The organism is Bradyrhizobium sp. USDA 376 (assembly GCF_054063675.1).
Map to the genome: position 1 here is coordinate 8,703,541 of NZ_JBSSGN010000001.1, position 22,923 is coordinate 8,726,463.

General features: G+C 64.6%; 21 protein-coding genes. 12 read left to right on the forward strand and 9 right to left on the reverse strand.

Annotated elements, in window-relative coordinates:
* Positions 1–5: 5 nt before the first annotated feature.
* The gene (locus tag ACVJ19_RS40980; RefSeq protein ID WP_453954733.1) at positions 6–1,175 is read right to left on the reverse strand and encodes a hypothetical protein; all 1,170 of its coding nucleotides are present in this window, start codon (positions 1,173–1,175) and stop codon (positions 6–8) included.
* A gap of 105 nt (positions 1,176–1,280) precedes the next feature.
* Here ACVJ19_RS40980 and ACVJ19_RS40985 point away from each other — a divergent pair, with 105 nt between their 5' ends.
* Positions 1,281–2,039: a glycosyltransferase family 2 protein gene (locus ACVJ19_RS40985; RefSeq protein ID WP_453954734.1), complete on the forward strand. Its 759-nt coding sequence runs from the start codon at positions 1,281–1,283 to the stop codon at positions 2,037–2,039.
* A gap of 62 nt (positions 2,040–2,101) precedes the next feature.
* A complete protein-coding gene (locus ACVJ19_RS40990; protein ID WP_453954735.1) occupies positions 2,102–2,479 on the forward strand; it encodes a DUF2304 domain-containing protein in 378 nt (125 codons plus the stop codon).
* Positions 2,480–2,481: 2 nt separating this feature from the next.
* On the opposite strand, the gene ACVJ19_RS40995 is transcribed toward ACVJ19_RS40990, so the two are convergent.
* On the reverse strand, positions 2,482–2,973 hold the full coding sequence (locus ACVJ19_RS40995) for an NUDIX domain-containing protein (protein ID WP_453954736.1): 492 nt from the start codon (positions 2,971–2,973) through the stop codon (positions 2,482–2,484).
* Between the two features lie 92 nt (positions 2,974–3,065).
* Between ACVJ19_RS40995 and ACVJ19_RS41000 the strand changes: the two genes are divergently transcribed.
* Positions 3,066–3,947 (forward strand): metallophosphoesterase family protein, encoded by an 882-nt coding sequence (locus tag ACVJ19_RS41000; RefSeq protein WP_453954737.1) that lies wholly within the window; start codon positions 3,066–3,068, stop codon positions 3,945–3,947.
* A 120-nt stretch (positions 3,948–4,067) separates the two neighbouring features.
* Here ACVJ19_RS41000 and ACVJ19_RS41005 read toward each other — a convergent pair whose 3' ends face one another.
* The 3 genes from ACVJ19_RS41005 to ACVJ19_RS41015 form a co-directional block, all read right to left on the reverse strand.
* Positions 4,068–4,622, reverse strand: a complete 555-nt coding sequence (locus ACVJ19_RS41005) for a hypothetical protein (RefSeq protein ID WP_453954738.1) — start codon at positions 4,620–4,622, stop codon at positions 4,068–4,070.
* Positions 4,623–4,810: 188 nt separating this feature from the next.
* Positions 4,811–5,020 (reverse strand): DUF4170 domain-containing protein, encoded by a 210-nt coding sequence (locus tag ACVJ19_RS41010; RefSeq protein ID WP_008560963.1) that lies wholly within the window; start codon positions 5,018–5,020, stop codon positions 4,811–4,813.
* A gap of 29 nt (positions 5,021–5,049) precedes the next feature.
* Positions 5,050–6,684, reverse strand: a complete 1,635-nt coding sequence (locus tag ACVJ19_RS41015; protein ID WP_453954739.1) for an isocitrate lyase — start codon at positions 6,682–6,684, stop codon at positions 5,050–5,052.
* A 433-nt stretch (positions 6,685–7,117) separates the two neighbouring features.
* Here ACVJ19_RS41015 and ACVJ19_RS41020 point away from each other — a divergent pair, with 433 nt between their 5' ends.
* A complete protein-coding gene (locus ACVJ19_RS41020; protein WP_453954740.1) occupies positions 7,118–8,563 on the forward strand; it encodes a helix-turn-helix domain-containing protein in 1,446 nt (481 codons plus the stop codon).
* 313 nt (positions 8,564–8,876) lie between these two features.
* On the opposite strand, the gene ACVJ19_RS41025 is transcribed toward ACVJ19_RS41020, so the two are convergent.
* Positions 8,877–9,170, reverse strand: coding sequence for an antibiotic biosynthesis monooxygenase (locus ACVJ19_RS41025; protein ID WP_453954741.1), 294 nt, complete (start codon positions 9,168–9,170; stop codon positions 8,877–8,879).
* Between the two features lie 412 nt (positions 9,171–9,582).
* Here ACVJ19_RS41025 and ACVJ19_RS41030 point away from each other — a divergent pair, with 412 nt between their 5' ends.
* A complete protein-coding gene (locus ACVJ19_RS41030; protein ID WP_453954742.1) occupies positions 9,583–10,383 on the forward strand; it encodes a hypothetical protein in 801 nt (266 codons plus the stop codon).
* A gap of 164 nt (positions 10,384–10,547) precedes the next feature.
* Positions 10,548–10,904: a hypothetical protein gene (locus tag ACVJ19_RS41035; protein WP_130370582.1), complete on the forward strand. Its 357-nt coding sequence runs from the start codon at positions 10,548–10,550 to the stop codon at positions 10,902–10,904.
* A 292-nt stretch (positions 10,905–11,196) separates the two neighbouring features.
* On the opposite strand, the gene ACVJ19_RS41040 is transcribed toward ACVJ19_RS41035, so the two are convergent.
* Both ACVJ19_RS41040 and htpX read right to left on the reverse strand, forming a co-directional pair.
* Positions 11,197–11,838 (reverse strand): tetratricopeptide repeat protein, encoded by a 642-nt coding sequence (locus ACVJ19_RS41040; protein WP_453954743.1) that lies wholly within the window; start codon positions 11,836–11,838, stop codon positions 11,197–11,199.
* A 135-nt stretch (positions 11,839–11,973) separates the two neighbouring features.
* On the reverse strand, positions 11,974–12,933 hold the full coding sequence (gene htpX, locus ACVJ19_RS41045; protein WP_453954744.1) for a zinc metalloprotease HtpX: 960 nt from the start codon (positions 12,931–12,933) through the stop codon (positions 11,974–11,976).
* A 285-nt stretch (positions 12,934–13,218) separates the two neighbouring features.
* Here htpX and ACVJ19_RS41050 point away from each other — a divergent pair, with 285 nt between their 5' ends.
* The 6 genes from ACVJ19_RS41050 to ACVJ19_RS41075 all read left to right on the forward strand — a co-directional run bounded on the left by ACVJ19_RS41050 (position 13,219) and on the right by ACVJ19_RS41075 (position 20,879).
* Positions 13,219–14,574: an HlyD family secretion protein gene (locus ACVJ19_RS41050; RefSeq protein WP_453954745.1), complete on the forward strand. Its 1,356-nt coding sequence runs from the start codon at positions 13,219–13,221 to the stop codon at positions 14,572–14,574.
* Complete coding sequence (locus tag ACVJ19_RS41055) at positions 14,571–16,511, forward strand: glycosyltransferase (protein WP_453954746.1); 1,941 nt, start codon at positions 14,571–14,573, stop codon at positions 16,509–16,511. Before ACVJ19_RS41050 ends, ACVJ19_RS41055 begins: the two co-directional genes overlap by 4 nt.
* Before the next feature lie 205 nt (positions 16,512–16,716).
* Entirely contained in the window at positions 16,717–17,580 is an 864-nt protein-coding gene (locus ACVJ19_RS41060; protein ID WP_453954747.1) for a L,D-transpeptidase, read from the forward strand.
* Between the two features lie 105 nt (positions 17,581–17,685).
* On the forward strand, positions 17,686–18,987 hold the full coding sequence (locus tag ACVJ19_RS41065; RefSeq protein WP_453954748.1) for a lytic murein transglycosylase: 1,302 nt from the start codon (positions 17,686–17,688) through the stop codon (positions 18,985–18,987).
* Between the two features lie 109 nt (positions 18,988–19,096).
* Positions 19,097–19,600: a DUF1993 domain-containing protein gene (locus ACVJ19_RS41070; RefSeq protein ID WP_453954749.1), complete on the forward strand. Its 504-nt coding sequence runs from the start codon at positions 19,097–19,099 to the stop codon at positions 19,598–19,600.
* 178 nt (positions 19,601–19,778) lie between these two features.
* Positions 19,779–20,879 carry an alkene reductase gene (locus ACVJ19_RS41075; protein WP_453954750.1) on the forward strand — a complete coding sequence of 367 codons (1,101 nt, stop codon included), beginning with the start codon at positions 19,779–19,781 and terminating at the stop codon, positions 20,877–20,879.
* A 209-nt stretch (positions 20,880–21,088) separates the two neighbouring features.
* Here the strand turns inward: ACVJ19_RS41075 and ACVJ19_RS41080 are convergent, their stop codons facing one another.
* Positions 21,089–22,831: an ABC transporter substrate-binding protein gene (locus tag ACVJ19_RS41080; RefSeq protein WP_453955310.1), complete on the reverse strand. Its 1,743-nt coding sequence runs from the start codon at positions 22,829–22,831 to the stop codon at positions 21,089–21,091.
* Positions 22,832–22,923: the final 92 nt, after the last annotated feature.

Sequence of the window (22,923 nt, forward strand, 5' to 3'; positions counted from 1 at the left end):
ACGCGTCAACGAGGGGAGCGGGATAACATCTCGGCGGGCTGCGGTCCATCGGGCTCATACCGGGCCGAACTGGCGGCCGGGCTGCGGCTGAGGATGGTCGCGAACAGCAGCGTCCAGAGCGAGAGCATCGCAATCGGGATGACGTAATACTGCGTGAAGACCGGGTGCGTGGCGAAGAACGCCAGATTCAGCGCCAGATTGCCGGCCACCAGCAGCGCGAGTTGCCTGACGCCGGCCTGGGTCGCGAAACGCCACAGCAGCGCGGTCCATGCACAGGCGATTACGACCAGCGGGAACTGCGTGTCGCCGAGATAGGCGCGCAGGACGGCGGGATCGAGGTGTGGTGCGGCCGTGTCCTGACCGCCATAGGCCGAGACCAGCGGATTGCCCGAATTGACCAGGTTCGCCGCAAGCACCGGCAACAGTCCAACGAGGAATGCGAGGCCGAGCGCAAGGCCCGACACGAAGCTCTCGCGGTTGCGCCGAATCAGGAACGACAATCCGAAGAACAGGAAGTAGCCGGCCGCAAGCACGACGTTGGCGATCCTGAAGCTCGCGGACAGGCCGAGCAGAACGCCAATGGCCGCGATCACCAGCAGGCGCCGGCTTTCGCCGACGAACAGCCTGGCAGTGAACAGAGCGATCAACGCACAGACGACCATGGTCGGCGCCATCGAGTAGCTCGCCTTGGTCGGGTTGATCATGAAGTAGATCGAGAGCGCGCCGAACACTGCGGCCAGCGCCAGCGATGCGGACTCCCGCGCCCGCCACACGCCGTACAGCGCAAAGGCGGCGATGATCATGTTCGCCAGCGCATAGAGCGGAATGACCTGGAACCCTTCCGGGAACAGCGCGAGCACGAAACCCGTCCCTGGCGGCGGCGTCATCACCGATTTGCTGCCGTCGGCGGTCCGGGTATGGCAGAGCGCCTCGGTCGGATCATTCCATTTCGGATAATCGATACTACGCAACTTACCCGCGAGATAGCCGTCGGTTTCACGGGCGAGGCTGGTGTCGAGCCCCTGCCATCCAAAGCGCTGGAACAGATGGGCCTGCCTGAGATAGCAGATGTCGTCATAGACGCCGCGGCTCTCGCTCCAGTGCGAGATCAGGCGAACATTGCTCGCCAGAATTGCCAGAAACAATATCGAAAAAAATACTTTAACAGCTCTCATAATGATCTGCCGGGGCGCCGGCGCAGCTTGAAAAGGTCTCCGCCGCCTGTACAGGAAAAGCATCGGCAAGTATAGCAAGGCTGGGATTTCGGGGGCGAGGCGGGCGTGACCAATAGGGAATTGGGTTCGACCAATATGTGCGGTGCCGCAACACCGCCGTTTTCCGCGCCGCGGATCCTGCTTGTCATTCCCTGTTTCAACGAAGAGGCCTCGATCGGCAATCTGCTGAGCGAGATCGCGGCGACCGGCCGCCCCTACCACACGCTGGTGGTCGACGACGGCTCGTCGGACGCGACGAGCGCGGTGGCGAGCTGCCGCTCGCCGGTCGCCCGGCTTGCGCAGAATCTCGGCATCGGCGGCGCCGTACAGACCGGCATCAAATACGCGGCGCGTCAGGACTTCGACTTCTGCATCCAGATCGACGGCGACGGGCAGCACGATCCGCGCGCCATCGACACGCTCCTGAATGCCTATCGCAAGGACCCGGCCAACATCACCATCGGCAGCCGCTTCATCGACAATGCCGGCTTCTGCTCGACGCGGATGCGTCGCGCCGGCATCAGGCTGATCGTGCTCGCGCTCAATGGTCTCTTTTCAGGAGGCCGCATCACCGATCCCACCAGCGGCATGCGCCTGCTCGACCGTTCCGCGATCGCCTTCTTTGCCAACGCGTATCCGACAGATTTTCCGGAGCCGATCTCGCTGGCCTGGGCCATGCGTGCAGGCCTCACTGTGAACGAAGTCCCGGTCGAGATGCGGGCGCGCGAGACCGGCGCCAGCTCGATCGACGGACTGAAATCGGCGAGCTACATGATCCGCGTGCTCGGCTACATCCTGCTCGCGCGCCTGGTGCGATCGCCATGACGCCGCGAATCCAGTTCCAATTTTCGTTTCCGTCAACCATTCGAGCAGCCTGAGGAGGCGCCATGACGAACGTCCTTCCGAGCCTGGAGACAGTCGCCGTCATCTCCGCTTTCGCGTTGATCTACATGCTGGTGCTGCTGAGGAAGACGCTGCAGGGGAAATTCGATCTCTACGACTTCCTGATGCTGTCCATGGTGGCGATCATCCCCGCAGGCTTCGCCCTGTTCCCGAGTCTCGCCTATCTCGTCAGCCATCTGACCGGCGTCGTGTTCCCGTTCGTCGTGATGTTCGGCGCGCTGTTCCTCGTGGTGTTCACCTTCATGCACAACATGACTGCGCGGCTGCACAAGCTGGAGCGGCAGAATTGCGCACTGATCCAGGAGCAGAGCCTGCTGGTGCTGGAGCTGCAGGCGAAGGAGAGCGGCCAAGGCGGCGGTTGATCTCACCGCCACGTCGCGATCAGCGGCCGGCCGTCCAGCACTTCCGCGATTCTTTGCCGGGTGCCGAGCGTGGTCCCCTCGGGCAGCGCATCGATCGCGAAGAACCCGCATTCGACGATCTCGTGATTGGGCGCGGGCAGCCGATCCTGCCTGAACTGCCTGACGACGTAGACCGCGACGTGGTCGCGGCGGGAGACGTGGCTGTTGAGGAAGATGCCGTGCAGCACGGGCTCGCCGGTGAGATCGATGTCGCCCTCCTCCTTGAGCTCGCGCCGCATCGCCTGCTCCATGGTCTCGCCGAGATCGACACCGCCGCCGGGCAGATACCAGCCGCTGATGTAGCTGTGCCTGACCAGGAACACCCGGTTCTCGGCGTCCAGCACCACGGCGCGCACCCCGAGGGTCATGCCGCGCACCAGCAGGAAATAGGCGTGGAAGATCCGCCGCAGCAGCGGCTCGAATTTGCGTCGAACGCGATTCAGACGATCCCCCATCAGGCTCCCAACAGGCCCGTGTCCGGGCCACGCTTGCACAGTCCTCGCGACCTTGCCATTACAGTGGACGAATAGCGAGGCAATCGCGCGCCATGGCCCCCTTCACGCTCGCCCATCTGTCCGACCCGCATCTAGCGCCGCTGCCGAAGCCGCGGCTGGTCGAGCTCGCCGGCAAGCGCGCGCTCGGCTACGTCAACTGGACGCGCAACCGCCACAAATATCAGCGCCGCGAGGTGCTCGACGCGCTCGTCGCCGACATGAAGGCGCAGGCGCCCGACCACATCGCGGTGACGGGCGATCTCGTCAATTTGGCGCTGGAGGCCGAGTTCGTGCCGGCCCGCGCCTGGCTCGACGAGGTCGGGCCGCCCGACCGCGTCACCACGATTCCCGGCAATCACGACGCCTATGTCCGCGCCACCTTTCATCGCTTCAGCGAGACCTTTGCGCCCTATCTCGCAGGCGACGACGGTCGCATCGGTTTTCCGAGCGTGCGCCGGCGCGGGCCGCTGGCGCTGATCAGCCTGTCGACGGCGGTGCCGACCCTGCCGCTGATGGCGACGGGCACGCTCGGGCGCGATCAACTCGCCGCGCTCGCCGAGGTCCTCGAACGGCTCGCAGCCGAAGACGTCTTCCGCGTGCTGCTGGTGCATCATCCCCTCAAGTCCGCTGCGCGCCAGAAGCGGATGACGGACTCTGCCGATCTCTTGGCGCTGTTGAAGCGCCACGGCGTCGAGCTGATCCTGCACGGGCACGACCACATCCATTCGACGATGTGGTTCGAGGGCCCCAACGGCAACATTCCCGCACTGGGCGTGCCCTCGGCCTCGGCGCTCGCGCACGGGCGCTATCCGGCGGCGGCGTACAATTTGTTCAGGATCGAGAAGGACAATGCCGGCTGGCGCTGCGAGCAGACGGTGCGGGCGCTGGGGGCGGGATTTCAGATTGGGCAGATCAAGCAGGCAAGGTTGATTTGAGATCACGCCGTCATTCCGGGGCGATGCGCCAGCATCGAACTCCGGTGCGCAATTGCGCACCTGAGAATCTCGAGATTCCGGGTTCGCGCTTCGCGCGCCCCGAAATGACAGCGATTGTCTTCACCAGCTCCGCAAGACCGCGAGCACGGCGACGCCGAACAGCGCGGCCGCACCGAGCACAAAGCCGAATATGAACGGCCAGAGGCGCGAGCGGCGCGGCGGCTCGGCGGCCGGAGCTTGCGGCTCGGGCGGGACCACCATCGCATGCTCGCGCTCGATCATGCGGCGGGCGACATAGTCGGTGACGGCGTCGACGATCACCGAGGTGTCGTGCGATTCGGCGAGCACGATGCGGCCGAAGCGGGTGTCCTGGACGAAGCGGTACATCCGCTTGTCGCGCCCCATCATGATGTGCGCGACGACATCGATCCAGAGCCGCGGCGTGTCGCCCTGGCTGATGCCGCGGTCGAACAGGTCGATCTGCTCCGGCACCTGGGCGAACAGCGGGTCGAGCGTGTCGTTGAGGATCTCGAGCCGCGCCACCTCGGCGTCACGGAGGTCGACGACGACACCGGTCCGGTCGGCGGCCTCGATCCGCGCGCGCAGCAGCGCATCGCGCAGCCGTACCGGGCGCGGCTGGCTGGGATGGGTCCCGCTGGTCTCGGGCTCTGACATTGTCGGCCTCGTCCTCGACTTATCCCCGTTAACCTATCAGCAACCAAGCTGCCCGCAAAGGGCCCACAATTCCAGATACTTACGGCGCCCACAGGCGCGTGACCTGTGCCAAAAACAGACGATCCCACCCAGGCAGAGCCTGGATGGGACCATCCGTCCTTGGACGTCTTCTTAGTTTAGGTCGGCCCTCAGGCCGAGACGCGCGACGGCTCTTCCACGATCGAGAAGCGGACGCCGGCCTTGTGGCGGCTCTCTTCCGACACCTCGCGCCAGCAGTCCTCGGCTTCCTTGCGGGTCTTGAACGGACCTTTGACCTGGGCCGAGCCTTCCACGAGCTTGTGGAAGTTCATCGAACCGAACTCGCCGCCGATCACCCAGAAATTGCTGCCTTTGGTCATGTCAGTCTCCTCTCGAACTGCGTGGTGCGTTAGCCGAACTGGTTCATGGTGTTGTGGGCGCCGCCTGCCTTGAGGGCCGCTTCACCCGCGAAGTACTCCTTGTGGTCGTCGCCGATGTCGGAGCCGGCCATGTTCTGGTGCTTGGCGCAGGCGATGCCCTGACGGATCTCCTGGCGCTGCACGTTCTTGACGTAGCCGAGCATGCCCTGCTCGCCGAAATACTCCTTGGCGAGGTTGTCGGTGGACAGCGCGGCCGTGTGATAGGTCGGCAGCGTGATCAGGTGGTGGAAGATGCCGGCACGCTTGGCCGAATCCGCCTGGAAGGTCCGGATGCGCTCGTCGGCTTCGATCGCCAGCGGCGTATCGTCGTATTCCGGCTTCATCAGCTCGGCGCGGTTGTACTTGCTGACATCCTTGCCGGCTTCCTTCATCGCGTCGTAGACCTGCCAACGGAAGTTGATGGTCCAGTTGAACGACGGCGAGTTGTTGTAGGCCAGCTTCGCATTCGGAACCACCTTGCGGATCCGGTCGACCATCTTGGCGATCTGCTCGATATGCGGCTTCTCGGTCTCGATCCAGAGCAGGTCGGCGCCGTTCTGCAGCGAGGTGATGCTGTCGAGCACGCAGCGGTCCTCGCCCGTGCCGGGACGGAACTGGTAGAGGTTCGAGGGCAGCCGCTTCGGGCGCATCATCTTGCCGTTACGGTTGATGATGACGTCGCCGTTGCGCGCGTTCTCCGCAGTGATTTCCTCGCAATCGAGGAAGCTGTTGTACTGGTCGCCGATATCACCCGGCTTGTGGCTGACGGCGATCTGCTGCGTCAGGCCGGCGCCGAGCGAGTCGGTGCGGGTGACGATGACGCCGTCTTCGATGCCGAGCTCGAGGAAGGCGTGGCGGCAGGCACGGATCTTGGCGATGAACACCTCGTGCGGCACGGTGACCTTGCCGTCCTGGTGGCCGCACTGCTTCTCGTCCGAGACCTGGTTCTCGATCTGGAGCGCGCAGGCGCCCGCCTCGATCATCTTCTTGGCGAGCAGATAGGTTGCTTCTGCGTTGCCGAAGCCGGCATCGATGTCGGCGATGACGGGGACGACATGGGTCTGGAAGTTGTCGATCTTCTCGATCAGCTCCTTCTCGCGGGTCTTGTCGCCTTCCTTGCGCGCCTTGTCGAGGCTGCGGAAGATGTCGTTGAGCTCGCGCGAGTCCGCCTGACGCAGGAAGGTGTAGAGCTCCTCGATCAGCGCCGGCACCGAGGTCTTCTCGTGCATCGACTGGTCGGGCAGCGGACCGAACTCGGAACGCAGCGCCGCGATCATCCAGCCCGAGAGATACAGGTAGGTGCGATCGGTCTTGCCGCCGAAGTGCTTCTTGACCGAGATCAGCTTCTGCTGGGCGATGAAGCCGTGCCAGCAGCCGAGCGACTGGGTGTACTTGGTGGGGTCGTTGTCATAGGCGGCCATATCGGCCCGCATCAGCGCCGCGGTGTAGCGGGCGACGTCGAGGCCCGTCTTGAAGCGGTTCTGCAGGCGCATGCGTGCGACGGCCTCGGCCGACACCCCGTTCCAGGTCGGCTGGGTCTTGAGGAGCGCCTGGGCCGCCTCGATCTCGCTCTGATACGAGGCCGGGCGCTGGAGCGCGTTGATGCCGCGGGGCTGGTAATTCATGTGCCTATCCTTTCGCTGACGATAGCCGATGGCTGGCCATCGACATTCTTGACAATGCATTGCGAGATGCGTGTCAGGAGCTAAACGCGAAAACAGAAACTTCGTATAGGTGGCTTGTTTTTTATTGGTGATGTCATGTAACATCAGAACATGTAATAGATGTTATTTTGTAAAGTTAGTAAAAATATAGGTCAGCAAGGCTGTCCTTGATGCCTCAGGAGATCTCAGACATGCCCGCCGAATCCGCTGTTTTCCCCCTCTCCCCGTTCTTACGGGGAGAGGGTCGGGGTGAGGGGCTCTCTCCACGAATCCCACTCTCACCTCCCCCGCGGAGGCTCCCCCTCACCCGCCCCGCTCCGGACGATGCTTCGCATCGTTCGGCGCGTGTCGGCCTCTCCCCACACGCGGGGAGAGGCGAAGGGAGGAACTGCTGATGCCCGCCGAATCCGGGAAGAAACTGTTCGTCGGCCCGCGCTTTCGGCGGATCCGCCAGCAATTGGGGCTGTCGCAGACCCAGATCGCCGAGGGGCTCGGGATCTCCCCCAGTTACGTCAACCTGATCGAGCGCAACCAGCGCCCGGTGACGGCGCAGATCCTGCTCCGGCTGGCCGAGACCTATGATCTCGATTTGCGCGACCTCGCCACCGCCGACGAGGACCGCTTCTTCGCCGAGCTGAACGAGATCTTCTCCGATCCGCTGTTCCGCCAGATCGACGTTCCCAAGCAGGAACTGCGCGACCTTGCCGAGCTCTGTCCCGGCGTCACCCACGCGCTGCAACGGCTCTATGCGGCCTATACCGAGGCGCGCCAGGGCGAGACGCTGGCCGCGGCGCAGATGGCGGACCGCGACGTCGGCACGCGCTATGAAGCCAATCCGGTCGAGCGCGTGCGCGAGCTGATCGAGGCCAACCGCAACTATTTTCCGGAGCTCGAGCAGGCCGCGGAGAACCTGCGCGACGAGCTGGACGTGCCGGCCGAGGGGCTTTACGCGGCGCTCGCCGCGCGCCTGCGCGAGAAGCACTCGATCCAGACCCGGATCATGCCCGTGGACGTGATGCGCGAGACGCTCAGGCGTTTTGACCGCCACCGCCGGCAGCTCCTGATCTCCGAACTGGTCGATCCGCCCGGCCGCGCGTTCCAGCTCGCCTTCCAGCTCGGGCTTGGCGAATGCGCGCAAGCCCTGGAGACGATCATCGGCCGCGCCGGCCCGCTCGACGATACGCCGCGGCGGCTGTTCCGCATCACGCTCGGCAACTACTTCGCGGCCGCCGTGATGATGCCCTATCCGGCTTTCCTGGCCGCCGCCGAAGCGCTCAATTACGACATCCACGTGCTGGCGCAGCGCTTCAATTCCGGCTTCGAGCAGGTCTGCCATCGCCTCACCACGCTGCAGCGGCCGAACGCGCGCGGCATTCCGTTCTTCCTGCTCCGCGTCGACAATGCCGGCAACGTGTCAAAACGCTTCTCGTCCGGCACGTTCCCGTTCTCGAAATTCGGCGGCACCTGTCCGTTGTGGAACGTGCACTCGACCTTCGACACGCCCGATCGCCTGCTCAAGCAGGTGATCGAGCTGCCTGACGGCACGCGCTATTTCTCGATCGCGCAGATGGTGCGCCGTCCCGTCGCGCCGCACCCGCTGCCGCAGCCGCGCTTCGCCATTGGCCTCGGCTGCGAGATCCGCCACGCTGTGCGCCTGACCTACGCCGCCGGCATGGATTTGGAGAAGACAGAGGGCACGCCGATCGGCGTCAATTGCCGCCTCTGCGAACGCGAAAACTGCGCCCAGCGCGCCGAGCCGCCGATCACGCGCACGCTGATTTTGGATGAGACGACGCGGCGCGTGAGCTCGTTCGCGTTCTCGAATGCAAGGGAGTTGTGAGGAGATGTGCTCCCTCTCCCCGCTTGCGGCAGGGCTATCGCATATGACACTGGAGAGCAGCCCGCGACGGAATCGGAAAGTGAACGAAGTGGAATCGGATCGCGAACGTCCGCCTCGTTTTCCGTCGGTTTCTCCGAATTTTTGGCCATATGCGATTGCCCTGCCGCTTGCGGGGAGAGGGTCGGGGTGAGGGGGAGTCTCCGCGGGGGCGGTAACAGTTGGACTCGCGGAGAGTCCCCCTCACCCGGAATTCAAGCTGCGCTTGAATTCCGGCCTCTCCCCGCAAGCGGGGAGAGGCGAAGGCACCCGCCGTCTACGCCAGCGTATGCACGATCACCGGCCCCGCCACGGCGCGGGCGTCGCCGGCGAGCAGCGGGCCGAGATTCTTCTCGATCCAGGCGATGGCGCGCTTGTTCGCCTCTTCGGCCTGCTCGAACTTGTCGAAGATCGAGATCGCGGTGACCGTGTCGCCGCCGGCATAGACGACGTAATAGGCGCGGAAACCGTCGACGTCGCTGATGATCGGAACGGCGCCGTCCTTGATGCGGCGCGTCAGCTCTTCCGCACTCCCGCTTTTCGCCTTGGCCTGACGGATGGCGGCATACATGGCATCCTCCCCTTCCGGCTGTCTGAAGCTTGGTGCTGCGAGCTTACACCTGACAGCAAATCCCGTCATCCTGAGGCGCCCACTATGGGGGCGCAGGGCGCCCCCATAGTGGGCCTCGAAGGATGGAGGGCCCGAATGCAGCAGCGGGGCCGTGCATCCTTCGAGGCTCGGCGGGCGATGCATCTGCATCGCCAGCCTCACACCTCAGGATGACGGGGAAGCAGTTTGCTGGCCTCGCCAACGGCCACTTCCGACCGCCCCCTCCTTGGTTAACCCGCCACTAATCCATCTCCGCGATCTGCAACCAACGGTTAAGCACGCCTCAACATCGCTGCCTTAGTCTCGCCCCACTCACTTTTCGCAAACAACGGCGGCCTATCCTGCCGGGCGAAGTGACATCAGGGGGTTCATCATGCGCATTGCGTTGCTGCTGACCGCGACCATCGTCGGCGCGCTCTTTGCCAATCCATCCAATGCCGGCTCGCTCGATGCCGATGCGGCGCAGGCGCTGCCGCCGGGCTTCCAGAGCTATCGCGGCTACATGTTCGACATTTCCGAGAACCGCGACCGCAAGGACGTCGACATGCTCACCGAGAACCTGAAGAGCCAGATCGACGTCGTCGAAGGCGTCGGCCTCTCCCCGCGCGTGCTGCGCTTCTTCCACACCGTTCCGATCGTCGCGAGCGAGCTGGCCTGCCTCGACGAAGGCGCCGCCACCGCCTGCTACGGCCGGGTCACGCCGGACATGCAGCGCACCGCGCCCCGGACCCTGACGGTCTGGGATCCCGCCAAGCAGCGCTGGACCAATCCCAATGCCGTCGACCTCGCGGTCGATTCGGGCCTCGGCGTGATCATGCTGCGGCCGGACATGATGCGCTACGAGAAGGAGGCCGTGCTGCTGCACGAGATGCTGCACGCCTTCCACGCGCGGCTTCTGCCGGACGGCTACGCCAACAAGGGCGTGATCGGCTACTATGCCCTGGCCAAGTCCAAAGAGATGCTCCCCAAGGAATCCTACGCGATGAAGAACCCGATGGAGTTCTTCGCCGTGACCGCCAGCATCTTCCTCTCCGGAAAGAGCGAATTCCACGACCCCAAGTCGCGCGAGGTGCTCAAGGAGAAGATGCCGGACTATTACAAATATCTGGTCGGCGTGTTCGGCTTCGACCCCGATCCGGCAGCATCGAGCGGCCCGGTTGCCTCGCTGAAGTGAGGCGGAAACACCACCAGGACACACAAGAGCCGCGCAAAATGCGCGGCTTTTTTGTTTTGCTAACCGGAAGCTGCGGATGACGGGCGGCCACCAATTGCCAAGGTGGGGCCCGATCTGCATAGTCCCGCCCGCATCGATACCGTTTTCGGAGAGGATAAGAGAACATGGCGGACGCCGACCTGGATGTCGTGATCCGGCAACTGGCCAGACAGCTGCATACGGGCCTGATGACCCGCGCCAAGGAGCGGCGGGATCGCTTCAACGGCCTCGCGGCCAAGGCCAAGGGCAAGGAGACCGGCGACCGCTTCAAGATGATGGCCAAGGCCACCATGGAGCAGGCCACCGCCGCCGCCAAGCGCCTGCAGATGTCCGCCGACAACGTCGCCGACAGCTACGCCCGCGCAATGCGCCTTGCCGCCAGCACGCCGATTGCCGTGAAGGTGGAGAAGAAGGCGAAGGAAGAGAAGCCGGCGAAGAAGGCCGCCAAGGCGAAGAAGGCGAAAGCCAAGAAGGCGAAGTAGCTGCGGCTCGCGTGCTTCACCTCTCCCCGCTTGCGGCAGGGCTATCGCAGATGAAGAAACGCGGCGGATAGCTCGCCCGCAGCCCATCCTTCGAGACGCCCGCCGATGGCGGGCCCTCAGGATGAGGGCGGAGTGCGCGGCTGCAATTTCAACGGAGCCAATGCTGCTTAGCCTCATCCTGAGGAGACCGCTGGAAGCGGTCGTCTCGAAGGACGAGGCGCTTGCTCTGCCCGTCACCGGGAAGCCATCTGCGATAGCCCTACCGCTTGCGGGGAGAGGAGAGAGACTTTCCCTACCGCCTTGGCGTGGTGAGCCGGGTCGGCTCGGCGCTGGCAAGTTCGGCGAGCTTGGCGCGCGCGGCTTCGCGGGTGCGGACGTCCTTGCCGGCCGGCAGCGTCAGGGCGGCTTCGAAATCGGCGCGCGCGTCGTCGATCTGGCCGCGGGCGAGGAATGCCAGGCCCCGATCGAGGCGGGCTTGTGCGTCCGAGGGATCGAGGCGCACCGCCGTGTTGTAGCTCAGGATGGCGCGATCGAGATCGCCGGTGGCCGCGAGCGCGAGGCCGCGCTGATGATAGGGCGCGGCGTGCTTGGGATCATGCGCGATCGCCTCGTCATAGTCCTCGATGGCCAGTTCCAGATCACCGTTCTGCCGGTGTGCGAGCGCGCGGTCGCGATAGAGCGAGGCGCGGTTGGGATTGAGATGGATGGCCTCGTCGAAATCGACGATCGCCCGGCGAAAGTCGCCGCGGCGCAGCGCGATCCGCCCGCGCCCCTCATAGGCAAAGGCGATCAGCGAGCCGCGCAGCGGCGAGAAGCCGATCACGGCCGCGCAGATGTCGGGATCGTCCTCGTCCCCGCAATTGACCACCATATGCGTGGACAGGCCGATGAGCACGGCCACGACGATCAGCAATGGTACGGCGAGTCTGGTCATCTTCGACGCTGGCCGGCATTTCGCCGGCCACGCATCCCCTTTCGAAGCAACTGTCACGCCCGGGTGTTAGCACCGGTCCGGACAATCCTGTGTGCGCCAGCTCACAAAGCCTCGCGCAAATCCTGGCCGGTTTCGTCAGCCCCAAGGACCACGTGAAGGGCCGCGAGAAGGACCGCGCCAGGACGAGCGGCCCCACGGGCCTTGCGGCGGATAGTTCTCGTTGGCGCCCAGCGACGGCGCCGCATGCGCGCCAAGCTCGGCCGCGAGCTGTTGAAGCGCCGCGATGCGGTTCTGCGTCGAGGGATGGGTGGTGAAGAGATTGTCCATACCCTGCCCAGACAGCGGATTGATGATGAACATGTGCGCGGTCGCGGGATTGCGCTCGGCCTCAAAGTTCGGGACCTGGTGCGCGGCGCCCTCGATCTTCATCAGCGCCGAGGCGAGCCACATCGGCTGGCCGACGATGCGGCCGCCGAGATTGTCCGCTGCATATTCGCGGGTGCGGCTGATCGCCATCTGCACCAGCATGGCGCCGAGCGGGGCAAGGATCATCAGCAGGATCGAGCCGACGATGCCCGGGCCGCTGTTGTTGTCGCGGTGGCCGCCGAAGAACATGCCGAACTGGGCCAGCATGGAGATGGCACCCGCAATGGTCGCGGTGATCGTCATCAGCAGCGTGTCGTGATGCTTGATGTGCGCGAGCTCGTGCGCGATCACGCCGGCGAGCTCCTCGCGGCTGAGCTGGTTCATCAGACCGGTCGTGACGGCGACTGCGGCGTTCTCGGGGTTGCGCCCCGTCGCAAATGCGTTGGGCTGCGCCTCGTCCATCACGAACACGCGCGGCATCGGCAAGCCAGCGCGGCCCGCAAGTTCCGCAACGAGTCCGACCAGTTCCGGCGCACTCGCGCGATCGACCTGATGGGCGCCGTACATCGACAGCACCATGCGGTCGGAGTTCCAGTAGGTGAAGAGGTTGGTCGCGGCAGCAATGACGAGCGCGATCATGGCACCGGAGGCGCCGCCGATCAGATAGCCCACGCCCATGAACAGGGCGGTGAGGCCTGCGAGCAGCATTGCGGTACGAAGATAGTTCATGGCCGTCTCCTGGGGCGGCCGCGGGCAAGCCTCCGGCCGGCCCCTTCGAAGTATGGGGGCCGCCGGACACCGCAAGGTCATGCGTCGCCGGGACGCAGAAGTATTGCCGTGCGGCCAGCCTTTCCCTTCTTGCTAAACCTTGACCGGGATTTACGCAAAAACGCGACTCCGCGCTTAGCAACCTGGAAAGCGCCGCCTCGTCTAAATTGGCGGTAGCCGGGCACACCGCACGGTTGTCGTGCATTGACCCGGTTCCGTTGACATTGCGTCAGCACGGTGACCGTCATGATCGATCGCTCTCGCGCCGCTTCCACCGATCCAGTATCCGCTTCCCCGCCTCACGACGCCAAGGAGGCCAGAGGCGATGCCAAGGGATTGCAGGAGGCGCTGCACGAGCAGCTGTTCGCCAATGACGAGCCCGATCATTCGCCCGAGGCGCAGACGCCTGCGGAAGCGCAGCGGCGCTGGCCGCATCTGCGACGTGGCGCCAAGATCGCCATCGGCCTTGCCATCCTTGCCGTCTTCGGCTGGTTGCCGCTGCGCGCGATATGGGAATATTCGAGCGTCGAGGCCGTGCTGAATTCCCGCCTCGTCACCCTGCGCGCGCCGATCGGCGGGCGCGTGGTAGCCGCCCAACGCCTCACCGATCAGGCCAGGCTCGATGCCGGCACCGTGGTCCTGCGCGTCGTGAATTCGCGCGGCGATCGCACCCGGCTCGACGATCTCCGGCGGCAGAAATCGCGCCTCGAGAACGAGCGGCCGAGCCTCGCCGCCAAGCTCGCCTCGGCGCAGGCGGCGCAAAAGGACCTGGCGCGGCAGGCCGCGCAATTCCGCGACGGACGCGTGCTGCAGCTCGAGGCCCGCATCGCCGAGATCCAGACCTCGATCGAGGCTGCCGCGGCGCGGCGGGACGAGGCCAGCGCTGCCGTCGAGCGCGCCTCCTCGCTGGCGAAATCCGGCAATGTCTCGAGCGTCGAACTGGCCCGGCTGACGCGCGAGCTTTCGGTGTCGCAGCAGACCGAGCTCGGCGCGCGCAAGCGGCTGGATGCAGCGAAGGTCGAGCTCTCCGCGGCACGGAGCGGCTCATTCCTCGGCGACAGCTACAACGACCGTCCGAGCTCGGTGCAACGCGAGGAGGAGATGCGCCAGCGCGCCAACGACCTCGAGGCCGATCTCGCGCGCATCGACACCGAGATCGCCTGGCTCGGCAACGAGATCATCATCGAGGAGGTCCGCTTCTCCGATCTCTCCGAGGCCAACATCACGACACCCGTCGCAGGGCGCGTCTGGGAGATGATGACTTCGCCGGGCGAGGACGTGCAAGCCGGCCAGCCCCTGCTCAAGGTGCTCGATTGCAGCGGCGCCGTCATCACCGCGAACGTCACCGAGAGCGTCTACAACCGCCTGCAGCTCGTCGACCACGCAACGTTCGAGCCGAACGACGGCGGCGCGCCGATCTCCGGCACCGTGGTCAATCTGACCGGCGCCGCCGGCGCGCCCGCCAATCTCGCCATCAATCCCGACGCGCTGAGCAAGGAGCCGTTTCGCGTCACCGTTGCGCTTGCCGATGCCGCCGCCCACGGCTGCACGGTGGGACGCACCGGCCGCGTGGTGTTTGCAAGGCAAGAGACCGCGCCGTGACGACGGCGCTGACGCCCGGCCTGATCGCGCTCGGCGCCTTCATGGCGATCGTGCCGCTGCTCCGGCGCGAGAGCACGATGGCACGCTCGTTGCTCGCCGTCGCGTCGCTGGTTCTCCTGCTGCGCTATCTCCACTGGCGCGTCACGGCAACGCTGCCGCCGCCGCATCTGACGGCGGATGCCGTGATCGGTTATCCCTTCATGCTGCTGGAGGCGGCTTCGCTTCTAGCGGTCGCATTGTCGCTGCTGTTTCTCAGTCGCACGCTCGACCGCACCAAGGCGGCCAGGATCGATGGCCGCGCCAGAGAGCCGCGCGCGCCGCTGATCGACGTCTTCATCTGCACCTACAACGAAGAACGATCGATCCTCGAGCGCACGATCATCGGCGCGACCGGCATGGAATACGGCAATTATCGCGTCTGGGTGCTCGACGACGGCCGGCGGCCCTGGCTGCGGCGGCTCACCGGCGAACTCGGCTGCCATTATCTGACGCGGCCCGACAACCGCCACGCCAAGGCCGGCAACATCAACCATGCGCTCCGACATGTCGGTGCGCTGCCGGAGCCGCCGCAATTCGTCGCCGTTCTCGACGCCGATTTCGTGCCGCGGCCCGACTTCCTTGCGCGAACCATCTCGCTTATGGACGATCCCTCGGTCGGGGTGGTGCAGACGCCGCAGCACTTCATCAATCCCGACCCGATCCAGACCAACCTTGCCGCGACCGACGTCTGGCCGGACGAACAACGCTTCTTCTTCGACATCCTGCTGCCGGCGAAAGATGCCTGGGGCGTCGCCTTCTGCTGCGGCACCTCGTCGCTCATTCGCTATGCCGGGCTGGTGCAGATCGGCGGGTTTCCGACCGACTCGGTGACGGAAGACTATCTCGTCACGCTGCGCCTGAAGGAATGCGGCCTCAACACGATCTATCTCAACGAGCGGTTGACGATCGGGCTCGCGCCGGAAGGGTTGAGGGAATACATCACCCAGCGCGCCCGCTGGTGTCTCGGCCTGATGCAGATCGTGCGCGGCCGCAGCGGCCCGCTATCGCAGACGTCGAAGCTCTCCTTCATCGACCGCCTCTCGCTGGTCGATGCTTTCATGAGCTGGGCCGCGGTCTACACCTCGAAGGTCGCGGGCCTGGTGGTGCCCTGGCTGTTCCTGCTGTTCGGCATCAAGGCGGTCCGGGCCGACCTCAACGAGCTGCTGCGCTATTTTCTGCCGTTCTATGTCTGGATCGGTCTCACCATGGCGTGGCTGTCGCGCGGCCGCTCGCTCGCCATGATGACGGACGTGTCGCAACTCATCGCCGCGCCGGCGGTGCTCAAGGCGGTGGCAACCGGCCTCTTGAAGCCGAAAGGACACAAGTTCAAGGTCACCGCGAAGGGCGGCGACCGCGACAGGCGCTTCGTCGAATGGCCGCTGCTGCGGCTCTATGGCAGCGCGCTTGTCATCACGCTCGCGGCCATCGCCTATGCCTTCATCCTGCATTTGCGCGGCGAGAACATCGCCTATGGCGGACTGGCGCTGGCGTGGAGCCTCTACAACGCGCTCATCCTCACCGTGGTCTGCTTCGTCTGCATCGAGCAGCCGCGCAAGCGCAAGGCGGAGCGCTTTCATCGCAACGAGCCGGTGCTGCTGCGCCAGGACGGCAGGTCGCATCTGGCGCGGCTCGCCGACATCTCGATCACCGGCGCCCGGCTGATCGACCCCGATCCGCCGGCGCCCGGCAGCACGATCGAATGCCGGATCTACGGCCGCTCGATCGCCGCGATCGTGGTGCGGCGGACGACGGACGGATTCGCGGTGCGGTTCGAGGAAGGCATGGACACGCGCGTGCATGCGATCCGGGCGTTCTATGCCGGCGAGTATGTGCGCGCCTATCGGGCGGTCAAGGCGCTCCCGGTCGGCAAAGCGCTGCTGATGCGGCTGTTTGGCTAGGGTCTGCACGCTGAACATCGACGCCTCACGGCAAAGCGGAAGCCACTCCGCTTAACCATGATTGCCGACTGTTCCGAAGGGATGGAAGGCGTCTGCACCATTGATGGCTAACGACGCTTAACGGTTCCACTCTGAGCGGCAGCGCTTCGAACTTTGTTAAAATTTGCTAGGTACCTCTTCCAGACGTGATGATCTGGGGAAAGACATGAGCAAGCGGGCCAAGCGTGGAAAAGCAGAGACGCTCGCACTCCCAATGGTCGGAAGAGTTGCAATTGGCGCCGTGGCCGTCGCCGCCTTGGGATACGGTTTGCTGTCGCGTCCGGCGACCGTTCAGCCGGCACGGACGCCGTCCGCGCCGCAAGCCCGGGCGTCGTCAACTCCGGTTTACGTGTCGACGCCAGTTCATGCGTCAGCGCCCGTTCCGGCTCCGATTCCAGCCCCGGCGCCTCTAGTCGAACCACCAAAAGCCGCCGCTGACGCTCCCGGAGCACTTGTCCGGCAGGTGGTTGACTACGCCAGCCGTCAGGCGCCCGGCACCGTGATCATCGATACCAAGAACACATTCCTCTATTTCGTTCTGAACGACGCGCAGGCGATGCGCTATGGCATCGGTGTTGGCCGCGAAGGTTTCACGTGGTCCGGTGAACAGACTGTGGCCCGTAAAGCAGAATGGCCGGATTGGCATCCGCCTGCGGAGATGGTCTCGCGTCAGCCTTATCTGCCGCGGTTCATGGCGGGCGGTCCCGGCAACCCGCTCGGCGCCCGGGCGATGTATCTGGGCGAGACCGAATATCGAATTCACGGCACCAACAATCCCGATACGATCGGGAAGCGGGTTTCGTCCGGTTGTATCCGGCTGACCAATGACGATGTCGTGGACCTTTATGAGCGGGTCAAAGTCGGAGCGAAAGTGATCGTGCTTCCGGCAACCGCTGCCCGTCGGCCATCCCAGGGAGCGCCGGCCGACGCCGCTTTCCGATTGCCGGACCCGGCATCGCCGTCGAAGCGGCCCTTGGCAGCCAACGCGCAGATGTTGTCATCCGGACCGAAGATCGCCGAAGCCCAGTAACTTCAATTCCCCATGAGCCGGCTTGGCCTTGAGGGGATGGCCTGAGACCGTCACTTCCCCTAAACTTCCGGCGAATCCACGCCTGCCCTCCCCGCCGGAACCCCTATGCTCCAGACCCGATTTGCGATCGCGGCCGTCGCACTCCTCGCATGCTCCGCCACTGCCTCTGCCCAGTTCGTACCGCCGCCCGCAAGACCTGCGGCGCCCAAGGCCACCGCGCCGTCGCCGCGCGCGGCCTCGTGCCATAATGGCGCGAACTTCGATCGCTTCCTCGCCGACGTGAAGCAACAGGCCGTCGCGGCCGGCGTGTCGCAGCGAACGATCGCGGAGGCTTCGCCTTACCTCGTCTACGACCAGGGCATCGTCAACCGCGACCGCGGCCAGCGTGTGTTCGGCCAGCTGTTCACCGAGTTCGCGGGACGCATGGCCGCGCCCTATCGCATGCAGAACGGCCAGCAGCACATCAAGAACCACGCCGCTGCGTTCGCGCGCGCCGAAAAGGAATATGGCGTGCCGCCGGCGGTGATCGCCGCATTCTGGGGCCTGGAGAGCGATTTCGGCGTCAACATGGGCAATCTGCCGACGCTGAAATCGCTGGTGTCGCTGGCCTATGACTGCCGCCGCTCGGAGATGTTCGTGGGCGAAACCATCGCCGCGCTGAAGATCATCGACCGCGGCGATCTCACGCCCGACGAGATGATCGGCTCGTGGGCCGGCGAGCTCGGACAGACGCAGTTCCTGCCCGTGCATTACGTCAACTACGCCGTCGACTATGACGGCGATGGACGGCGCGATCTGCTGCGCAGCGAGGACGACGTGATCGGCTCGACCGCGAACTACATCGCCAACGGCTTGAAATGGCGGCGCGGCGAGCCGTGGCTGGAGGAGATCAAGGTGCCGCAAAACCTGCCATGGGAGCAGACCGATCTCACCGTGCAACAGCCGCGCTCGAAATGGGCGCAGCTCGGCGTCACCTATCCCGACGGACGGCCGCTGCCGAACGACAATCTGCCGGCCTCCGTGCTGCTGCCGATGGGACGGACCGGTCCCGCCTTCATGGCGTATGCGAATTTCGCCGCCTACACCGAGTGGAATAACTCGCTGATCTATTCGACCACGGCGGGCTATCTCGCCACCCGCATCGCGGGCGCAGCCCCGATGCGCAAGCCGGCCGCGCCGGTCGCGCAGCTGCCGTTCAACGAGCTCAAGCAATTGCAGCAGCTTCTGGTCCAGGCCGGCTTCAATGTCGGCAAGGTCGACGGCGTGCTCGGCCAGCAGAGCCGCGCCGCCGTGAAGGCGATGCAGATCAAGTTCGGCCTGCCGGCGGATTCCTGGCCGACCGCCGAGCTGCTCGCGCGCATGCGCGGCAGCACGGCGCAGGCGCAGCCACAGGCGACGGTGCGATAGAATTTTCGCATTGCACAAGCCGCTTTCGCGATTGTATTTTTCCATGAGGCTCCCATGTGAGTGACTCAGGTTTTCTCCTGAGATCTCCCCTCATTGAAGCGAGCATCACATGTCCTTCTACGACGCCGTCGTTCCCGCCTATTTGCAGATGCTGAACAGCCTGACCGGCCTGCTCACCAAGGCCGAGGCGCATTGCGCGGCGAAAAAGATCGATCCCAGCGTTCTGCTCGGCTCCCGCCTCTTCCCGGACATGCTGCCGCTGTCGAAACAGATCCAGCTCGTCAGCGATTTCGCCAGCAAGGGCTGCGCGCGCCTCACGCACAGTGAAGTGCCCGCGAATCCCGACACCGAAACCAGCTTTGCGGAATTGAAGCAGCGGCTGGCGAAGACGATCGACTACGTCAAATCGTTCAAGCCCGAGCAGTTCGAGGGCGCCGAGACCAAGGACGTCACCTTCCCGGCCGGTCCCGACAAATCCATCACCATGAAGGGCCAGCAATTCCTCAGCGCATTCTCGCTGCCGAACTTCTATTTCCACGCCACCACCGCCCACGGCATCCTGCGCCACAACGGCGTCGAGATCGGCAAGCGCGATTTCCTCGGCGCGAACTGACTTGTCAAATCGCACGGCCGCGTAGCGGAATTCTGCTGTCCCGGCCGAAATTGCACACGAATTATGCTGCGCGGTCCTTGCCGCGCAGCTCGCCTGCACTTTCCGTATGGCTCATCCCTTGCGCCTGATGTCGCGATGCACAAGTGTTCGTGACCTCTCACCGCCTGGAAGCATTCCCATGAGCCGTTCGACCAAATTGTTTGAGACCTACAAGCTCGGCCCGATCACACTGGCCAACCGCCTCGTCATGGCGCCGCTGACGCGCAACCGCGCGGTGCCCGGCACGTTCGTACCCGGCGCGCTTGCCGCCGACTATTATGGCCAGCGCGCCTCCGCGGGCCTCCTGATCACCGAAGCAAGCCAGGTCTCGCAACAGGGTCAGGGCTACCAGGACACCCCCGGCATCTACAGCAAGGACCAGGTCGCCGGCTGGCGCAAGGTCACCGACAAAGTCCATGAGCGCGGCGGCAAGATCTTCATCCAACTCTGGCATGTCGGCCGCATCTCGCATGTCGATCTCCAGGCGCATGGCGCAGCTCCGGTGGCGCCGAGCGCGATCCGCGCCAAGGGCAAGACGTTCGTGAACGGCGGCTTCGCCGATGTCTCCGAGCCGCGCGCGCTCGAGCGCTCCGAGATTCCAGGCATCATCGACGACTTCAAGCGCGCCACCAAGAACGCGCTGGAAGCCGGTTTTGACGGCGTCGAGATCCACGGCGCCAACGGCTATCTGCTCGAGCAGTTCGCCAAGGACGGCGCCAACAAGCGCACCGACGCCTATGGCGGCTCGATCGAGAACCGCGCGCGGCTGATGCTGGAAGTCTCCAAGGCTGTCGTGACTGAAGCCGGCGCCGATCGTACCGGCATCCGCATCTCGCCGGTGACGCCCGCCAACGACATCTCGGATTCCAATCCGCAGGCCCTGTATGACCACATCGTCGACGGCCTCAGCGCGCTGAAGCTGGTCTATCTCCACGTCGTTGAAGGCGCCACCGGCGGGCCGCGCGACATCGCCCCGTTCGACTATGCGTCCCTGCGCAAGCGCTTTGCCGGCGCCTATGTCGCCAACAACGGCTACGATTTCGACCTCGCCAGCAAGGTGCTGGACGCCAACGCCGCCGATCTCATCGCGTTCGGCAAGCCGTTCATCTCCAACCCCGACCTCGTCGAGCGGCTGAAGCAGGGTGCAGGCCTGAACGACTGGGACAAGAATACGTTCTATGGCGGCGGTGCGAAGGGGTACACGGATTACCCGGCGCTGGCGGCCGAGCCGGCGGAGTAGCCACGAGTCGTCCTGGCGAAAGCCAGGACCCATTACCCCAAACGGATATTGCGGCAGTTGATTGCCGCCACAGTACAGCCTCTCAACAAGGCCGGTGGTAATGGGTCCTGGATCAGCGCTCGCTTTGCTCGCTTGTCCAGGACGACGGAGAAAAAGAAAAAGGCCGGGATCGCTCCCGGCCTTTCGTGTTTGGTGACGCTACGCGCTGCTTACTTCGCTTCCGCGCGCTTGGGGGGAGTTGCCGGCCACGACTTGATCAGGGTGTCGTAGTCGACCGTCTCGCCCTTCGGCTTCTCGTTGGCGAGCTTGCGCTGCGGGGCGATGGTGCCGTCCTTCTGGGCCTTGGCGAACCAGTACTCGGCCGTCTCCTTCTTGTGCAGCTTCGGACCGCACTCCTTCTGCACGCCGGACTTCTCCAGGCGCTCCAACACGGAGTCCTGAGCGGCCGCGAGTGCATCCATCGCGGCTTGCGGCGTCTTCGCACCGGACGACGCATCGCCGATGTTCTGCCACCAGAGCTGCGCGAGCTTCGGATAGTCGGGCACGTTGTTGCCGGTCGGGGTCCACTGCACGCGCGCGGGCGAGCGGTAGAACTCGATCAGGCCGCCTAGTTTCGGCGCACGCTCGGTGAACGACTTGTCCCAGATGTCGGATTCACGGATGAAGGTGAGACCGACATGGCTCTTCTTCAGCGACACCGTCTTGGAGACGATGAACTGGAGATAGAGCCAGGCCGCCTTGCGGCGGTCAGCCGGGGTCGACTTCAACAGCGTGAGCGAACCGGCGTCCTGGTAGCCGAGCTTCATGCCTTCCTTCCAGTACGAGCCGTGCGGCGACGGAGCCATACGCCACTTCGGCGTACCGTCCGCGTTCATCACGGCGATGCCCGGCTTCACCATGTCGGCGGTGAAGGCGGTGTACCAGAACATCTGCTGGGCGATGTTGCCCTGAGCCGGCACGGGACCGGACTCGGAGAAGGTCATGCCCTGGGCCTGCGGCGGAGCGTACTTCTTCATCCACTCGAGGTACTTGGTGATCGAGTAGACCGCAGCCGGGCCGTTGGTGTCGCCACCACGCTCCACGCTCGAGCCGACCGGACGGCAGCCTTCCATGCGGATGCCCCACTCGTCGACCGGAAGACCGTTCGGAATGCCCTTGTCACCGTTGCCGGCCATCGACAGCCAGGCGTCGGTGAACCGCCAGCCGAGCGAGGGGTCCTTCTTGCCATAGTCCATATGGCCGTAGACCTTGACGCCGTTGATCTCCTTGATGTCGTTGGTGAAGAACTCGGCGATGTCTTCGTAAGCCGACCAGTTCACGGGCACGCCGAGCTCGTAGCCATACTTGGCCTTGAACTTGGCCTTGTAGTCCGGGTTGGTGAACCAGTCGTAGCGGAACCAATAGAGGTTGGCGAACTGCTGGTCGGGCAGCTGATAGAGCTTGCCGTCCGGCGCGGTGCCGAACGACTTGCCGATGAAGTCGTTGACGTCGAGCTGGGGATCGGTGACGTCCTTGCCCTCGCCGGTCATGTAATCCGACAGTGCGATGGTCTGGCCGTAGCGGAAGTGCGTGCCGATCAGATCGGAATCGTTGATCCAGCCGTCATAGACGTTCTTGCCGGACTGCATCTGGGTCTGCAGCTTCTCGACGACGTCACCTTCCTGGATGAGGTCGTGCTTGAGCTTGATGCCGGTGAGCTCGGAGAACGCCTTGGCCAGCGTCTGCGACTCGTATTCGTGGGTCGCAATGGTCTCGGAGACGACGTTGATCTCCATGCCCTTGAAGGGCTCGGCGGCCTTGGCGAACCACTCCAGCTCCTTCTTCTGCTCGTCCTTCGACAGCGTCGAGGGCTGGAATTCCGCAATCCACTTCTGGATCGCGGCGTCGTCGGCGGCGCGGACCGGCGCCGAGACGGCGAACGACACCGCAACGATCGCAGCGGCGCTGGACATGGTCAGAAAACTATTCTTGGTCAATGGACCTTTCCTTCTCCTAAACTGTCGCATGTTGTTCCTCCGTTGCAGCGACAAACTTTTATACAGGC

What these genes read in the sequence shown, in the direction of transcription:
- ACVJ19_RS41050 (WP_453954745.1), top strand. Translation starts at nt 13,219, where the DNA reads ATGATCGATCGCTCTCGCGCCGCTTCCACCGATCCAGTATCCGCTTCC.
- ACVJ19_RS40995 (WP_453954736.1), bottom strand. Translation starts at nt 2,973, where the DNA reads ATGGGGGATCGTCTGAATCGCGTTCGACGCAAATTCGAGCCGCTGCTG.
- ACVJ19_RS41000 (WP_453954737.1), top strand. Translation starts at nt 3,066, where the DNA reads ATGGCCCCCTTCACGCTCGCCCATCTGTCCGACCCGCATCTAGCGCCG.
- ACVJ19_RS41020 (WP_453954740.1), top strand. Translation starts at nt 7,118, where the DNA reads ATGCCCGCCGAATCCGGGAAGAAACTGTTCGTCGGCCCGCGCTTTCGG.
- ACVJ19_RS41005 (WP_453954738.1), bottom strand. Translation starts at nt 4,622, where the DNA reads ATGTCAGAGCCCGAGACCAGCGGGACCCATCCCAGCCAGCCGCGCCCG.
- ACVJ19_RS41040 (WP_453954743.1), bottom strand. Translation starts at nt 11,838, where the DNA reads ATGACCAGACTCGCCGTACCATTGCTGATCGTCGTGGCCGTGCTCATC.
- ACVJ19_RS41080 (WP_453955310.1), bottom strand. Translation starts at nt 22,831, where the DNA reads ATGTCCAGCGCCGCTGCGATCGTTGCGGTGTCGTTCGCCGTCTCGGCG.
- ACVJ19_RS41070 (WP_453954749.1), top strand. Translation starts at nt 19,097, where the DNA reads ATGTCCTTCTACGACGCCGTCGTTCCCGCCTATTTGCAGATGCTGAAC.
- ACVJ19_RS40980 (WP_453954733.1), bottom strand. Translation starts at nt 1,175, where the DNA reads ATGAGAGCTGTTAAAGTATTTTTTTCGATATTGTTTCTGGCAATTCTG.
- htpX (WP_453954744.1), bottom strand. Translation starts at nt 12,933, where the DNA reads ATGAACTATCTTCGTACCGCAATGCTGCTCGCAGGCCTCACCGCCCTG.
- ACVJ19_RS41035 (WP_130370582.1), top strand. Translation starts at nt 10,548, where the DNA reads ATGGCGGACGCCGACCTGGATGTCGTGATCCGGCAACTGGCCAGACAG.
- ACVJ19_RS41015 (WP_453954739.1), bottom strand. Translation starts at nt 6,684, where the DNA reads ATGAATTACCAGCCCCGCGGCATCAACGCGCTCCAGCGCCCGGCCTCG.
- ACVJ19_RS40990 (WP_453954735.1), top strand. Translation starts at nt 2,102, where the DNA reads ATGACGAACGTCCTTCCGAGCCTGGAGACAGTCGCCGTCATCTCCGCT.
- ACVJ19_RS41060 (WP_453954747.1), top strand. Translation starts at nt 16,717, where the DNA reads ATGAGCAAGCGGGCCAAGCGTGGAAAAGCAGAGACGCTCGCACTCCCA.
- ACVJ19_RS41030 (WP_453954742.1), top strand. Translation starts at nt 9,583, where the DNA reads ATGCGCATTGCGTTGCTGCTGACCGCGACCATCGTCGGCGCGCTCTTT.
- ACVJ19_RS41075 (WP_453954750.1), top strand. Translation starts at nt 19,779, where the DNA reads ATGAGCCGTTCGACCAAATTGTTTGAGACCTACAAGCTCGGCCCGATC.
- ACVJ19_RS41065 (WP_453954748.1), top strand. Translation starts at nt 17,686, where the DNA reads ATGCTCCAGACCCGATTTGCGATCGCGGCCGTCGCACTCCTCGCATGC.
- ACVJ19_RS41010 (WP_008560963.1), bottom strand. Translation starts at nt 5,020, where the DNA reads ATGACCAAAGGCAGCAATTTCTGGGTGATCGGCGGCGAGTTCGGTTCG.
- ACVJ19_RS41025 (WP_453954741.1), bottom strand. Translation starts at nt 9,170, where the DNA reads ATGTATGCCGCCATCCGTCAGGCCAAGGCGAAAAGCGGGAGTGCGGAA.